This is a genomic window from Oceanobacillus sp. FSL K6-0118, from assembly GCF_038006665.1.
GTDB classification, from domain to species: Bacteria; Bacillota; Bacilli; order Bacillales; family Amphibacillaceae; genus Oceanobacillus; species Oceanobacillus caeni.
In genome coordinates this window covers 2,822,853-2,837,298 of the sequence record NZ_JBBOVR010000001.1, presented here as the reverse complement: position 1 = coordinate 2,837,298, position 14,446 = coordinate 2,822,853, and the positions used below count along the sequence as shown (strand labels likewise).

Annotated in this window: 14 protein-coding genes, 1 tRNA gene and 1 pseudogene; 14 read left to right on the top strand and 2 right to left on the bottom strand. The window is 35.3% G+C overall.

Annotated elements, in window-relative coordinates; genetic code table 11:
• Positions 1-2: 2 nt before the first annotated feature.
• The 10 genes from MHI02_RS14495 to MHI02_RS14450 all read left to right on the top strand — a co-directional run bounded on the left by MHI02_RS14495 (position 3) and on the right by MHI02_RS14450 (position 11,131).
• A complete protein-coding gene (locus MHI02_RS14495) occupies positions 3-551 on the top strand; it encodes a glycerol-3-phosphate responsive antiterminator (RefSeq protein WP_083452604.1) in 549 nt (182 codons plus the stop codon).
• Positions 552-894: 343 nt separating this feature from the next.
• Entirely contained in the window at positions 895-1,713 is an 819-nt protein-coding gene (locus tag MHI02_RS14490) for an MIP/aquaporin family protein (protein ID WP_047184727.1), read from the top strand.
• Between the two features lie 15 nt (positions 1,714-1,728).
• On the top strand, positions 1,729-3,222 hold the full coding sequence (gene glpK / locus MHI02_RS14485; protein ID WP_047184726.1) for a glycerol kinase GlpK: 1,494 nt from the start codon (positions 1,729-1,731) through the stop codon (positions 3,220-3,222).
• Positions 3,223-3,445: 223 nt separating this feature from the next.
• Positions 3,446-5,116, top strand: a complete 1,671-nt coding sequence (locus MHI02_RS14480; protein ID WP_060668919.1) for a glycerol-3-phosphate dehydrogenase/oxidase — start codon at positions 3,446-3,448, stop codon at positions 5,114-5,116.
• A gap of 172 nt (positions 5,117-5,288) precedes the next feature.
• Entirely contained in the window at positions 5,289-6,287 is a 999-nt protein-coding gene (locus tag MHI02_RS14475; protein ID WP_047184724.1) for a tetratricopeptide repeat protein, read from the top strand.
• Positions 6,288-6,427: 140 nt separating this feature from the next.
• Entirely contained in the window at positions 6,428-7,381 is a 954-nt protein-coding gene (trxB, locus tag MHI02_RS14470) for a thioredoxin-disulfide reductase (protein ID WP_047184723.1), read from the top strand.
• A 335-nt stretch (positions 7,382-7,716) separates the two neighbouring features.
• Positions 7,717-8,604: an RNase adapter RapZ gene (gene rapZ / locus MHI02_RS14465; protein WP_047184722.1), complete on the top strand. Its 888-nt coding sequence runs from the start codon at positions 7,717-7,719 to the stop codon at positions 8,602-8,604.
• Position 8,605: 1 nt separating this feature from the next.
• Positions 8,606-9,565 carry a gluconeogenesis factor YvcK family protein gene (locus MHI02_RS14460; protein WP_047184721.1) on the top strand — a complete coding sequence of 320 codons (960 nt, stop codon included), beginning with the start codon at positions 8,606-8,608 and terminating at the stop codon, positions 9,563-9,565.
• 148 nt (positions 9,566-9,713) lie between these two features.
• On the top strand, positions 9,714-10,655 hold the full coding sequence (gene whiA / locus MHI02_RS14455) for a DNA-binding protein WhiA (RefSeq protein ID WP_047184720.1): 942 nt from the start codon (positions 9,714-9,716) through the stop codon (positions 10,653-10,655).
• Positions 10,656-10,876: 221 nt separating this feature from the next.
• The gene (locus tag MHI02_RS14450; RefSeq protein WP_047184719.1) at positions 10,877-11,131 is read left to right on the top strand and encodes an HPr family phosphocarrier protein; all 255 of its coding nucleotides are present in this window, start codon (positions 10,877-10,879) and stop codon (positions 11,129-11,131) included.
• Between the two features lie 48 nt (positions 11,132-11,179).
• On the opposite strand, the gene clpP is transcribed toward MHI02_RS14450, so the two are convergent.
• Positions 11,180-11,770 carry an ATP-dependent Clp endopeptidase proteolytic subunit ClpP gene (clpP, locus tag MHI02_RS14445; RefSeq protein ID WP_047184718.1) on the bottom strand — a complete coding sequence of 197 codons (591 nt, stop codon included), beginning with the start codon at positions 11,768-11,770 and terminating at the stop codon, positions 11,180-11,182.
• A 478-nt stretch (positions 11,771-12,248) separates the two neighbouring features.
• Positions 12,249-12,809 carry a shikimate kinase gene (locus MHI02_RS14440; RefSeq protein ID WP_204797636.1) on the bottom strand — a complete coding sequence of 187 codons (561 nt, stop codon included), beginning with the start codon at positions 12,807-12,809 and terminating at the stop codon, positions 12,249-12,251.
• 178 nt (positions 12,810-12,987) lie between these two features.
• On the opposite strand from MHI02_RS14440, the gene MHI02_RS14435 reads away from it, so the two are divergent.
• The 4 genes and pseudogenes from MHI02_RS14435 to MHI02_RS14425 all read left to right on the top strand — a co-directional run bounded on the left by MHI02_RS14435 (position 12,988) and on the right by MHI02_RS14425 (position 14,370).
• Positions 12,988-13,063 (top strand) — tRNA-Arg (locus MHI02_RS14435).
• 187 nt (positions 13,064-13,250) lie between these two features.
• Complete coding sequence (gene aroD, locus MHI02_RS14430) at positions 13,251-14,015, top strand: type I 3-dehydroquinate dehydratase (protein WP_204797635.1); 765 nt, start codon at positions 13,251-13,253, stop codon at positions 14,013-14,015.
• A gap of 26 nt (positions 14,016-14,041) precedes the next feature.
• Positions 14,042-14,110, top strand: a pseudogene (locus MHI02_RS18575) (hypothetical protein); the annotation flags it as partial.
• The gene (locus tag MHI02_RS14425; RefSeq protein WP_338111354.1) at positions 14,107-14,370 is read left to right on the top strand and encodes a glutaredoxin family protein; all 264 of its coding nucleotides are present in this window, start codon (positions 14,107-14,109) and stop codon (positions 14,368-14,370) included. The pseudogene MHI02_RS18575 and the gene MHI02_RS14425, both read left to right, overlap by 4 nt.
• Positions 14,371-14,446: the final 76 nt, after the last annotated feature.

Genomic DNA, 14,446 nt, shown 5'->3' with positions numbered 1-14,446 from the left:
GGTTGGAAATTCCTACTGGTATTATACCAGCAGTAAGAAAAATGAAAGAATTTGAATTAGCCCTTGAGACACCATTTGACACAGTTGTTTTTTTAGAAACTAGAATTAGTCAATTGAAGAGTATGATACATTATGCGAAAAAGGCAAATAAAAATGTGCTTGTTCATTTTGATTTAATCCATGGCCTAAAGTCAGATGACTATGGAATGGAATTTTTGGTACATGAAATGAAACCAGATGGTATTTTATCTACCAGAGGAAATGTGGTTACGTTAGCAAAAAAACACCAATTATTAGCGATTCAACGTATGTTTTTGTTAGATAGTATCGCACTTGAAAATAATTTGAAATTGATTAATCGTATTAAACCCGATTGTGTTGAGGTGCTTCCAGGTATCATGCCAAGCATCATTAAACAAATTTATGATAAAACAAATCTTCCTATCATAGCGGGAGGGTTAGTAACAAGCTCAAATGACGTAAAGGCAGCGTATGATGCAGGAGCAATTGCTGTTTCAACTTCAAGAAAGAATTTATGGCATTTATCATAATAAGAAATAATATTTTATCATTGACAACGTTTTCAGTGTGTAGTAACATCTAAACATAAGTTAATGTTGTGACGGAGAAATGGAGTCCCACACGTTTATCGTACTTTTATAAAAAAAGGGTATGAATAATTAGTGTGGGCTCTTTTTATTTCACGTTAGGGAAATTTAGCAAGCGACGCTAACATTTTAACGTTTCAAGTAAAACAAAAGGATTAATAAGTTCAATCTTTATATTTCTCTGTAGGAAAAACATTATGGATTCGTTAAAGGACGAGTGAATAAAGTTTTTCAAAATAACATAACTTGCTTATAGATACATCTAAGAAACGGAGGTATGGTAGAAATGTCAGAATTTCTGGCTGAACTTATAGGAACTATGATCGTTATTATTTTCGGTGGAGGTGTCGTAGGTGGTGTAGTATTAAAAAAGACGAAAGCCGAGAATTCTGGTTGGGTAGTGGTTACCATTGGCTGGGGTCTTGCTGTGACAATGGGGGTTTATGCAGTAGGTAAATTTACTGGTGCCCATATCAATCCTGCTGTAACATTAGGGTTTGCAGCAGCTGGTGAATTCCCGTGGGCAAAGGTCCCACTTTATATTACAGCACAAATGATTGGTGCATTTATTGGAGCGGTTATTGTTTTTCTAAACTATTTGCCACATTGGAAGGCAACAAAGGATAAAGGAGCGAAATTAGGAGTGTTCGCAACAGATCCAGCAATACGAAGCCCTCTATCCAATTTGGTTAGTGAGATAATTGGTACATTTGTCTTAATGATGGGACTGATGTTTATTGGTGCAAATGAAATTACAGAAGGATTAAATCCGATTATTGTTGGTGCTTTAATTGTAGCAATTGGAATGTCATTAGGTGGTACAACGGGATACGCAATTAACCCGGCTCGTGACCTAGGACCGAGAATTGCTCATGCAATTCTACCGATACCAGGGAAAGGTAAATCGGACTGGGGGTATGCTTGGGTTCCTGTCTTTGGTCCAATAATTGGTGGTGTTTATGGCGCCCTATTTTATAATGCGATATTTCTAGGGAATTTTTCCGTGATGTTCTGGGTATTAAGTGTTTTTGTAGCCTTAATAGTAATTGTCGCTGCAAATATTGAATTGAAAAAGAAAGAAATAATATCAGCTAAAAACAATTAGTTAGGAGTGTAGCAAATGAGTGAGAAGTTTATTTTATCTTTAGATCAAGGTACAACAAGTTCACGTGCAATATTATTTAATCATAATGGAGAAATAGTTCAGACAGCACAAAAAGAGTTTGAACAATTTTTTCCGCACCCTGGTTGGGTTGAACATGATGCCAATGAGATTTGGACAAGTATTTTAGCATGTATTTCTGACGTATTACGAAAAGCAGATGTGTCAGCTTCACAAGTTGCTGGGATTGGAATTACGAACCAAAGAGAAACTGCAGTAGTATGGGATAAGAATACAGGTAAACCAATTTATCATGCAATCGTTTGGCAATCGCGACAAACAGAAGATATTTGTAAAGAGCTAGCTGATCAAGGCTATCAAGATATCATTCGGAAAAAAACTGGGTTATTAATCGATCCATATTTTTCAGGCACAAAAGTAAAATGGATACTTGATCATGTGGATGGAGCTAGAGAGAAGGCCGAAAATAATGAGTTAATGTTTGGTACAATTGACACTTGGCTTATATACAAACTTTCTGGTGGAAAGGTGCATGTAACTGATTACTCTAATGCTTCCAGAACATTAATGTATAATATTTATGATTTAAAATGGGATGAGGAATTATTAGATATTTTAACGGTTCCAAAAAGTATGCTGCCAGAAGTACATCAGTCTTCAGAAATCTATGCTAAAACCGTGGATTATCATTTCTTTGGCCAGAAGGTTCCAATAGCAGGAATTGCCGGTGACCAACAAGCAGCATTATTTGGCCAAGCGTGCTTTGAAAAGGGAATGGCTAAAAATACGTATGGAACAGGTTGCTTTATGCTAATGAATACAGGTGAAAAAGCCGTTGTATCCGAAAAGGGGCTATTAACAACATTAGCTTGGGGAATTGATGGGAAGATAGAATACGCATTAGAAGGAAGTATTTTTGTTGCTGGTTCCGCTATACAATGGCTACGGGATGGGTTGAGAATGATTAAATCTAGCCCACAAAGTGAAGCATATGCAAAGAGTGTTGAATCTACGGACGGAGTATACATGGTTCCGGCATTTGTTGGACTAGGTACTCCATACTGGGATAGTAATGCAAGGGGGGCCGTATTTGGCTTAACTCGTGGAACAACAAAGGAGCATTTCATCCGTGCTACGTTGGAATCTCTAGCGTATCAATCAAAAGATGTCCTAAATGTTATGATTTCTGAATCAGGCATGGATCTAAAAACGCTACGTGTTGATGGTGGTGCTGTTGCAAATGATTTCTTGATGCAGTTTCAAAGTGATATTCTAGGTGTTCCGGTTGAACGACCAGCTATACAAGAAACCACCGGTCTAGGAGCAGCATATTTAGCTGGTTTAGCTATAGGATTTTGGGAAGATAAAGATGAGATTGCTAAACAATGGAAAAATGAACGTACTTTTACAAATCAAATGAATGAAGAAGATAGGAATAAATTGTATTCCGGATGGAAGAAAGCAGTGGAAGCAACTAGAGTATTTAAGTAATTTAGAAGTATATAGGTGTAGTAAAGACTTTTAAGTACCAAATATAAGAGAAATTGCTGTTGAATGTTATATCAAATGGTGCTATACTAATGGTAAGTTAATAATCTGCTCGGAGAGATGGAGAACCGCAAGCAACTAATGCAATGGCATTAGTCTGTTTGTGGTTCTTTTTTTGGGTAGAGTTTTTCAAAATTGGTAATACTACCTATAAGGAGTGTAGACAATGAATAACTTTTCAAGCTATAAACGTGAAGATATATTTCATAATCTAGAAAAAGAAAAATTAGATCTTTTAGTAATTGGTGGTGGGATTACTGGAGCAGGAATTTCATTGGATGCTGTAACAAGAGGATTAAAAACGGGACTAGTTGAGATGCAAGATTTCGCTGCAGGTACTTCAAGTCGTTCCACGAAACTTGTTCATGGTGGTCTTCGTTATTTAAAACAATTTGAAATAAAAATTGTAGCCGAAGTTGGGAAAGAAAGAGCGATTGTTTATGAAAATGGGCCACATGTAACAACACCAGAATGGATGATGCTCCCATTTCATAAAGGTGGCACATTTGGTCCGTTTACAACAAATATTGGACTTCGGGTTTATGACTTTCTTGCTGGCGTAAAAAAACAAGAACGTCGAAAAATGTTAAGCGCGGATGAGGCGTTGAAAAAAGAACCACTAGTAAAAGACCAAGGCCTAAAAGGTGCAGGGTATTATGTGGAATATAAGACAGATGATGCCCGATTAACCATTGAAGTAATGAAAAAAGCCGTTGAAAAAGGTGTCCATGCAATAAATTATGCAAAAGTAGTGGAATTACTTTACGATGGATCTAAAAAAATAATTGGTGTAGTTGTGGAAGACCAAATTACTGGTGAAAAACATGAGGTATTTGCGAAAAAGGTAATTAATGCAGGTGGACCATGGGTAGATAATTTAAGAGAAATGGATGGATCTAAAAAAGGAAAAGCATTACATTTAACAAAAGGTGTTCATTTAGTAATACCAAAAGAAGTTTTTCCACTTAAACAGGCGATATATTTTGACACTCCTGATGGTCGGATGGTTTTTGCAATACCGCGTGAAAATAAAACATATGTCGGAACAACGGATACAACCTATCAGGGTGATATTGCACATCCACAAATAACAGACAAGGACAGAGATTATTTACTTGAGGCAATAAACTATATGTTCCCATCACTGAATATAGGACCAAATGATATTGAATCAAGTTGGGCTGGATTACGGCCGTTAATTGCGGAAGAAGGTAAAGGTAATAGTCCGAGTGAAATCTCTAGGAAAGATGAAATCTTTATCTCAGATTCTGGACTTATATCCATGGCAGGCGGAAAATTAACCGGATATCGGAAAATGGCGGAACAAGCTGTCGACACAGTCGTAAAACAATTAAAGGAAGAAGAAGGAATACTTTATCCTGAATCTGATACAGAAAAAATACCGATATCTGGTGGAGACATAGGTGGTTCTAAAGGGTTCGACCGTTTTAAAGAGCAAAAAGTTAGAGAAGGAATAAACTTAGGTTTAGATAAGGAAACTGCATTAAAACTTGTTCAAAAATATGGTACAAATGTAGATTTAGTTTTTGATGTATATCAAAACCGCTCTGAGGAAGCTAAGGAGGAAAATATCGACCCTGACGTGTTCGCAATGCTTGTTTATGGAATTGAACATGAATTAGTTTATAAACCTATTGACTTTTTCATCCGGAGAACAGGTGCATTGTTCTTTGATATAAATTGGGTGCATCAACATAAAGAAACTGTCATCAATTATATGGAAAAAGTTCTAAAATGGAGTAAGGAACAAAAGGAAGTGTACACCAAAGAATTAGATCAATTACTTTATGAAGCTGTACACCCAATAAAGGAATAATGTCTCTTTACCTAAATCCAAATCTAAAAGGGCAGCCGTTATGGCTGTCCTTTTAGATTTGTAACACCAAGTATTCGAAAAGGCTTAAATGATTATCCAAGAACTAGGTATATATTTAGAAGATTATATATGGTATACTTTTTTCGTATGTTCGAAAAATAGGGGGATACACATGTCACATGTAACAAATAAAGAAAAGAATAAAGTAAATAATATCGTCCCTTATATTCCAGATGGTGATTTTTATTTTACAAAAGGTGTTGAGGCATTCCGTAATCGGAAATTTGATATTGCATTAAAATGGATGAAAAAGGCTGTCGAACAAAAGCCAAATGAACCATTATATCAATGTCAGATGTCTATTATATATACTGAAATTGGTGCGTATCATGCAGCCAATCAATTATTAACAAACGTATTACAATCAAGTGATTATATTGATTGTTATTATTTAATTGCTAATAATTATGCGCATTTAGGACTATTAAATGACGCGAAAAAATATGCAACTTCATATCTTGATAAAGAACCAAATGGCGATTTTAGTGATGATGCCAAACAGTTATTAGAGTTGATTGAAATTGATGACGAAGAATTGGATGAATTTGATTTAGAAGATGAGGATGAGCTTCTTATTTATCAAGAAACTGCCTTTTTTTATATGGAAAAGATGGAATGGGATAAGGCATTACCGGTTATAGAAAAAATGGTTGAACTATTTCCGAATCATGAAATTCCAAAACATGACTACGCGCGAGCGTTATTCTTTTCAGGTCGAAGGGAAGAGGCTTTACAGAAGGAATTAGAACTATTTGAAGAAGACCCAACTTCATTATATAGCCTAACGAATTTAGCAATCTTTTATTATGAATTAGGTCAAAACGAAAAAAGTGATCCATTTATTCAAGCTATAAGTAATGTATACCCAATACATGAACAGCAAAAGCTAAAAATAGCGGTTACGTTAGCTCGTACTGCAAATTTTGAGGAAGCATACCTTCGATTTCGCTCAATTGCAAAAGGAAAAGTGAAAAATCACTCCTCTTATTATCGCTGGTACAGTACTACTGCTTATCACCTAGGAGAGCCATCTAAATCCATAGAGTTATGGAAAGAAGGGTGTCACTTACATCCACATTTATCTAAGGAAAAAGGGCCTTGGAATTGTTAAATAAGTCCGAAAAGCCAATGAGCAGAATAATAGACGTACTGCGTTTATTTTAATAAGCTAGAGATGACTGAAAGTGCAAGTTCAAAAGAAGGACTTTTTTGAACATGCTTTAAATAAATAGGATTAAAGGGGCGAAGAAAATGTCCGATGAACGAATCTATGATGTAATTATTGCGGGTGCAGGTCCTGCTGGTATGACCGCTGCTGTATATGCTTCACGTGCAAACTTATCAACGCTTATGATCGAGCGGGGAATTCCTGGTGGACAAATGGCTAATACGGAAGATGTCGAAAATTATCCAGGATATGATCATATTTTAGGACCAGATTTATCTAACAAAATGTTTGATCACTCTAAAAAGTTTGGTGCAGAATATGCTTATGGAGATATTAAAGAGATTATAGATGAAGGCGACTATAAAACGATCAAAGCTGGCGATAAGGAATATAAGACAAAAGCATTAATCATTGCAACAGGTGCAGAGTATAAAAAACTCGGTGTCGAAGGTGAAGATGAACTAGCCGGCCGTGGCGTTTCTTATTGTGCGGTTTGTGATGGTGCATTTTTTAAAGAAAAAGAACTAGTCGTCGTTGGTGGTGGTGATTCAGCCGTTGAAGAAGGTGTTTATTTGACACGTTTTGCAAATAAGGTTACCATCATTCACCGTCGTTCGGAACTAAGAGCACAAAAAATTCTTCAAGATCGTGCATTTGATAATGAGAAGATTGATTTCATATGGGATACCGTTGTGAAGAAAATTAACGGTCCTGAAGGTAAAGTGAGCAGTATTACTTTAGAAAACACAAAAACGGGTGAAGTAACAGAATTTCCTGCTGATGGAGCATTTATTTACATCGGTATGGTGCCATTAAGTACACCATTCGAATCACTTGGAATTACAAATAATGAAGGTTATATCCCAACAAATGAAAATATGGAAACGAATGTACCGGGAATTTTTGCAGCTGGTGATATTCGAGAAAAACAACTTAGACAAATTGTGACAGCTACCGGCGATGGAAGTATTGCTGCAGAATCAGCTATCAAATATGTCGAAGAATGGCAAGAAAGATCCAAAGTCTCTAATTCATAAGGTATTGTGATTTTTACGAAGTTTTAATCCTGCTGTAACACAGGTGAAATAAATATGGGGTACAATTAAAATAACTAATTGACCCCCTTTTATAAATAGATTAGTTACTTGGCACAGGTTTGAAACCTGTGCATTTTTTTGTTCTAAAAAGACTTATTACAATTTTCTACATCAAATGATTATTATTGTTAAAACTAGGAAAAAACAAAAACTCTACTGTCATGGAAGTTTAGTGTTATTCATAGTATAATATGTAAGGAAGATAAAATATATTAATGAAACTAGCGTAATGATAAAAATCCTTCCATTAAGGTATTTTAAAGGGGACATACAGGATGAGCGATAAAAATACAGAAACAAAATTAGTCATTATTACTGGAATGTCAGGTGCTGGTAAAACAGTAGCTGTACAAAGTTTTGAAGATCTAGGATATTACTGTGTAGATAATTTACCCCCTACTTTATTACCAAAATTTCTAGAATTAATGAAGGATTCCGCTAATACGATACAAAAAGTTGCAGTTGTCATGGATTTAAGGGGTCGGGAATTTTTTGACTCCTTATTTGATGCGTTGGAATCTTTAGGGAAAGAAGAATGGTTAGATGAACATATTCTATTTCTTGATGCGAAAGATGAAAAATTAGTTAGTCGATACAAAGAAACAAGACGTTCCCACCCACTAGATCCTGGTAGTTTACCGCTTAATGGTATCAGACAAGAGCGAGAAATTCTAGATCTTCTGCGTGGTAGAGCTCAACGAATTATTGATACAACAAATTTAAAACCGAGAGAATTAAGAGAGAAGATTATTAATATATATTCCGAAGAGGAACAAGAAATTTTCTCTGTGCATATGGTTTCTTTTGGATTTAAACATGGAATACCAATTGATGCGGATCTTGTATTCGACGTGAGGTTTTTACCAAATCCTCATTATGTAGGTAATTTACGACCGTTAACAGGTTTGAATCAAGAGGTTTCTTCCTACGTATTTAAGTGGTCTGAGACACAAACATTTATTGAAAAAGTTTTAGATCTATTACGGTTTATGCTCCCTCAATATAAAAAAGAAGGAAAAACACAATTAGTCATAGGTATCGGTTGTACAGGCGGACAACATCGTTCCGTAGCATTAGCGGAATACTTCGGTAAAGAACTATCCTCTAGCTATATAACACATGTAAGTCATCGCGATATTGATAAAAGAAAGGGAAACTCCTAACATGATGAAGAAAGAGCAACCACGTGTAGTTGTCATTGGGGGCGGAACTGGTATGCCGGTTCTTCTTAGAGGTTTAAAAAATTTGCCAATTGATCTCACAGCACTAGTTACCGTTGCTGATGACGGTGGTAGTACAGGAAGAATTCGAAGCGAAATGGCAATCCCTGCCCCAGGTGATATAAGAAATGTAATTGCAGCGTTGTCTGATGCGGAACCTATGTTACTTGATCTTTTTCAACATCGTTTTTCTGATGGTAATGGTTTATCAGGTCATTCACTAGGAAATTTACTCTTAGCCGCAATGACCTCCATTACTGGTGATTTTTATGATGGAATACAAGAAATTTCAAGAGTACTCAATGTAAAGGGAGATATTTTCCCGATTTCTAACCAAAATATGACTTTACATGCTAAGTTCACGGATGGGACATATGTTTGTGGAGAGTCCAATATACCTAAAGCAAATAAAAAAATTGAACGTGTATTTTTGGAGCCAAACCCGATTAAGCCACTTCCTAATGCTGTACGTGCAATCGAGAATGCTGATTTAGTCATTATTTCTCCAGGTAGTTTATTTACAAGCATCATGCCCAATTTAATTATCCCGCAAATTGATGTTGCATTAAGGGAAACGCAAGGGAAAGTTGTTTATATTTGTAACGTTATGACGCAACCTGGGGAAACTACTGGTTTTACCGCATCTGATCATATTCAAGCAATTCAGAATCATATTGGTACTGGATGTGTTGACTCTATTGTTGTACATAACGAACCTATCGAACAATCGATTCGTGCGATTTATGCAGAAGAAAATGCTGAACCAGTTGTATACGATATTGAAAAATTGGTCGATATGGGATTGGAGATTATTGAAGGAGATATTATTAATCATTCAAATAAGACCGTAAGACATGATAAAGAAAAAATTGCAAAGCTATTATTTTCGATCATCGACAAATAATTGGGATAAAATGCGAGTTCAAAAAGGACCGTGGTCGGCTAAATGCGTAACGTTTTATTGCAACGCTGCTATTACCAACTAGAAATGCGAAGCGTCATTTTCACCGGACTTTTTGAACAACCTCTTAAAAGGAAGGGAGGGGATTACGATGTCCTTTGCTTCAGAAATAAAGAAAGAACTGACAAGCCTAGAAGTTGATGAATGTTGTAAACAAGCTGAATTAACTGCATTAATTCGGATGAACGGTGTTATTTCTGTCAATAGGTTACAATACACGTTAGATGTTCAAACTGAAAATGCTGCAATCGCTCGAAGAATATACACGCTTATAAAAGCAAATTATGATCCACCAGTAGAGCTACTTGTTAGAAAGAAAATGAAGCTTAAGAAAAATAATGTTTACATTGTTCGCTTAAAGGAGAAGGTACGTGAATTCTTAATGGAGTTAGGAATTTTAAAGGATTCATATACGGTTGTAAGAACGATATCTGATAAATACTTATCTAAATCTTGTTGTAAACGTGCCTATTTACGTGGTGCATTTTTAGCTGGTGGTTCCATTAATAATCCCGAAACATCATCTTATCATTTAGAGATTTTTAATAATTATGAGGATCATAATAATGAGTTATTCGAATTACTTAATTCATATGGTTTACGTTCAAGAACGTTAGAACGGAAAAAAGGTTATATTGTCTATATGAAGGAAGCAGAAAAAATTACTGAGTTTCTAGGAATAATAGGAGCACATAATGCATTATTTAAATTTGAGGATGTTCGAATTGTAAGGGATATGCGAAATTCCGTTAATCGATTAGTGAATTGTGAAACTGCGAATTTAAATAAAACGATTGGAGCAGCTTTCCGTCAGATAGAGAATATAAAACTTATAGAAAACACAGTTGGTCTGGATAAGCTTCCAGAAAAATTGCAAGAGATTGCTAAGTTACGGGTCGAGCACCAAGATGTCTCGTTAAAAGAATTAGGGGAATTAGTTGGAAGTGGAAAGATTTCCAAATCTGGTGTAAATCACCGCCTTAAAAAGATAGATGAGTTTGCAGAAAAAATCAAGCAAGGTGAATTTGTTTAGCGGATAAGAAAGTATGATACTATCTTATCTACATAAGTCACCAGCTAATAGTGTATTCTGATTATATTAAAGTTAAAAGGGGATATTTTCCTTTTAACTTTACATATGATATAATACATGTAATTTACAGTATAAAATTTAATTTTTTAGATAGTTAGCAATATGGGATGGTACAAAAGAAAAACAATGTTAGCGCTTACTCAATTGGGAGGATGAGAAGTTTGATTGAAAAACAGATAAAGGTAGAAATAGAGTCGGGTCTACAAGCTAGACCAGCGGCACAATTTGTTCAAGAAGCAAACCGCTATGCAGCGCATTTATTTTTAGAGAAAGATAGTAAGAAAGTAAATGCCAAAAGTATAATGGGGCTTATGAGTTTAGCTATTGCATGTGGAGAAGAAATTAAATTAATTGCGGATGGTCCTGATGAAGAAAATGCAATTGATCATTTATGTGAATTTGTTTCCAAAAAATAAGATATAAAAACTCCCTTTCGAAAAGTTGAAAGGGAGTTTTTATATCTATTATTTTTCTGATTGACGTTCTAGAATTTTGTCAATTAATCCATATTCAACGGATTGTGGAGCAGTCAAGAAGTTATCACGTTCCGTATCACGTTCTACTACTTCTAGAGGCTGTCCAGTCTTCTCAGCAAGGATTTCGTTCATGCGTTTTTTGATTTCTATAATACGTCTTGCATGAATTTCAATGTCGGTTGCTTGCCCCTGTGCTCCACCTAATGGTTGGTGAATCATAATTTCACTATTTGGTAGGGCATATCGTTTTCCTTTTTCCCCCGCTGCAAGTAAGAATGCTCCCATAGAAGCAGCCATTCCAATACAGATAGTGGATACATCTGGTTTAATAAAGTTCATCGTATCATAAATTGCCATCCCAGCAGTAATAGAACCACCTGGTGAGTTAATATATAATGAAATATCTTTCTCTGGATCTTCAGCTTCTAAGAATAATAATTGTGCAACAATGGAGTTTGACACATTATCATCGATTCCGCTTCCAAGTAAAATGATACGGTCTTTCAATAAGCGTGAGTAAATATCATATGCACGTTCACCACGATTAGTTTGTTCAATAACTGTAGGTACTAAATTCATAGTAAATCCTCCCTTAATAACAATAGTTTAGCCAAAATGTTATATTTCCATAATAGCTCAATGGTCAATGAAGGTCAAACAAAAACGTTCGACAAATTGGATACACTTTCCATTTTTCCCATAATTTTATTTAATAAACCAAATAAACCATTGGAAAGTTTGAAATCCCTTCATTTTATCATTATTGACTATTATCCCACCTCAAGCTTCCGGGGAACAAAGAAGGTAGGTGGGAGAAAGGTCCGATAAGTGCGACTAACCATCAGTGGGGGATGAAGGAAAAAACCACTGATGGAAGTTTTCTTTATGGCTTCATTAGAAAACTTGGCATTCGCTAGGCTTTAGCGAATGCCTTAGTTGCACTTATGCAATTCTTTAAGGTGGGGCGAGTAATCGGAGCCCCAGACGGGAAAGATGTTATACTTTCCCGCTAAAAAAAAGAAAGTATATTTCTACTTTTCTTTCCCTAAAATTTTATTTAACGATTTGGTTCATAAATATCCCAAGCTGTTTTTAATGAGGATACAATATAATCTGCTATTTCTTCGACATTTTGCTTGTCCGTTGCTACTTTGGAATGATGTTCTTCGTATATTGGCTGTCTTTTTTCAAATAGTTCTTTCATTTCTTCATAATTCTTTCCTTGAAGAACCGGTCGATTATCTATTATCATACTGATTCTTTCTTTCCATGATTCCCAAGATAACGAAAGGTAGAATACGATAGAATTAGCTAAGCAAGTCTCTTTTATTTCTTCTTGTAAAAATGCGCCACCACCAAGTGAAATAATTTTGAGTCTTTGATTTTTACAAAAATCCTGAATGATTTCTTTTTCTTTTTCACGGAATGTTTTTTCCCCAAATACCTGGAATATTTGGGGGGTAGGCATGTTGAATTGTTTTTCGATTTCTTCGTCTATATCAATGAAATCGCGATAAAGTTTTCTTGCAACAGCTTTACCGATTGTTGTTTTTCCTGCTCCCATAAATCCGATAAGCACAATATTTTGTTCTCTGAGAGAAACATTATTTAATCCCATTTTAATCCTCTTTCTCTTTGATAAGTTAAGGATATTATAATGTAAATTCATAATTTTGTAAAAGAGGTCACATAGGTACTAGGTGTCAAGTTTTTTGGCAATGTAAATGGATTAATTAAAGACTTGAATCTAGTAAAAGTTAAGGTTATAATAATATATGTGTCCAATTTTATATTATGCGCCCATAGCTCAGCTGGATAGAGCACTGGTTTCCGGTACCAGGTTTGTCGGGGGTTCGAATCCCTCTGGGCGCGTTAGATGAAGTCAAGTGTAGCAAGGGATAAAAGATGTTTTCTTCCCTTGCTATTTTACTATGAAAAAGGTGATTTTCAAACGGATTTCAAACATGTGGATCCAATTCACTGAATAGAAAGATTTTTTAGTAGGATTAGCACTGGTGTAACGAGAAAATCAATTAAACCTAACTAAAAGGAGTCCCAAATGATGACTATAGTTAAAGTGAAGAATATTACTATAGGCGAAGGAATGCCGAAAATCTGCGTACCGATTGTAGGAGAGACCGTTGAAAAAATAGTAGAAGAGGCAAAGTATCTTACTACTCTTGAGGCCGATGTAGTGGAATGGCGAGTTGACTTTTTTGAACAAGTTGAAGATATCAATCAAGTAAAAGAGGCATTAAAGAAAATACGAAAACGATTGCCACAAACCCCTATCATTTTCACGTTTCGTAGTTTAAGAGAAGGCGGACAAAAGGAAATTAGTACATCTTATTATATGGAATTAAATCGTATAATGGTTCAAACCGGGCAAGTGGACATGATAGATGTAGAATTGTTTAACGATGAAAAAGATGTAAAACATTTGATTGATGTTGCTCATGACCATCATGTGTATGTGATTATTTCCAATCATGATTTTCATAAAACTCCAAATAAAGAGGAAATTGTAGCCAGATTACGAAAAGGGCAAGAGCTAGGTGGGGATATTCCAAAAATTGCTGTTATGCCGAAAAATACGGCTGATGTATTGACATTATTGGATGCGACAAGAGAAATGAAAGAACATTATGCCGATCGCCCGATTATTACGATGTCAATGGCTGGAAAAGGTGTAATTTCTCGCTTGGCTGGTGAAATATTTGGCTCAGCATTAACATTTGGAGCGGCGAAGAAGGCCTCAGCACCAGGACAAGTAGCTGTTAATGAATTAAAAAACACTTTATCTTTATTACATAAAGCTCTTTAAGACGAATATGGAATTGAAATTGCCACAGAACAGTCATGAAATATCGAGAACAATTACATATACCATCATCAACTAATATAAGGAGAAAACAATGATGTTACATATTAACTTTTATACGAAGGAGAATTGTTCTTTATGTGTGGATGCAGAAGCACTCTTGTCCACATTCAAAAGAGATTACCCTTATGAGTTAGAAATGCGTGATATATACTCAAATGACGATTGGTTAGAAAAGTACCAATTATTAATTCCAGTTATCGAAGTAAACGGAAAACAATTGAATTGTGAGGAAATTAATTATGACTCAGTTGAAGAATTATTAAAAAATGAGTTTAAAAGGGAAGCCAACAAATAACGGTCTTTCCTTTTTTTATGTTCTTTTCCACTGTTTGTCATGATTATGAATCTTTTATTTGTATATTCATTAAACT

Excerpts from the sequence above, each read along its gene's own strand:
- MHI02_RS14425 (WP_338111354.1), top strand. The coding sequence starts at position 14,107 with ATGATGTTACATATTAACTTTTATACGAAGGAGAATTGTTCTTTATGT.
- MHI02_RS14475 (WP_047184724.1), top strand. The coding sequence starts at position 5,289 with ATGTCACATGTAACAAATAAAGAAAAGAATAAAGTAAATAATATCGTC.
- MHI02_RS14460 (WP_047184721.1), top strand. The coding sequence starts at position 8,606 with ATGATGAAGAAAGAGCAACCACGTGTAGTTGTCATTGGGGGCGGAACT.
- MHI02_RS14480 (WP_060668919.1), top strand. The coding sequence starts at position 3,446 with ATGAATAACTTTTCAAGCTATAAACGTGAAGATATATTTCATAATCTA.
- trxB (WP_047184723.1), top strand. The coding sequence starts at position 6,428 with ATGTCCGATGAACGAATCTATGATGTAATTATTGCGGGTGCAGGTCCT.
- MHI02_RS14440 (WP_204797636.1), bottom strand. The coding sequence starts at position 12,809 with ATGGGATTAAATAATGTTTCTCTCAGAGAACAAAATATTGTGCTTATC.
- glpK (WP_047184726.1), top strand. The coding sequence starts at position 1,729 with ATGAGTGAGAAGTTTATTTTATCTTTAGATCAAGGTACAACAAGTTCA.
- whiA (WP_047184720.1), top strand. The coding sequence starts at position 9,714 with ATGTCCTTTGCTTCAGAAATAAAGAAAGAACTGACAAGCCTAGAAGTT.
- rapZ (WP_047184722.1), top strand. The coding sequence starts at position 7,717 with ATGAGCGATAAAAATACAGAAACAAAATTAGTCATTATTACTGGAATG.
- MHI02_RS14490 (WP_047184727.1), top strand. The coding sequence starts at position 895 with ATGTCAGAATTTCTGGCTGAACTTATAGGAACTATGATCGTTATTATT.
- clpP (WP_047184718.1), bottom strand. The coding sequence starts at position 11,770 with ATGAATTTAGTACCTACAGTTATTGAACAAACTAATCGTGGTGAACGT.
- aroD (WP_204797635.1), top strand. The coding sequence starts at position 13,251 with ATGATGACTATAGTTAAAGTGAAGAATATTACTATAGGCGAAGGAATG.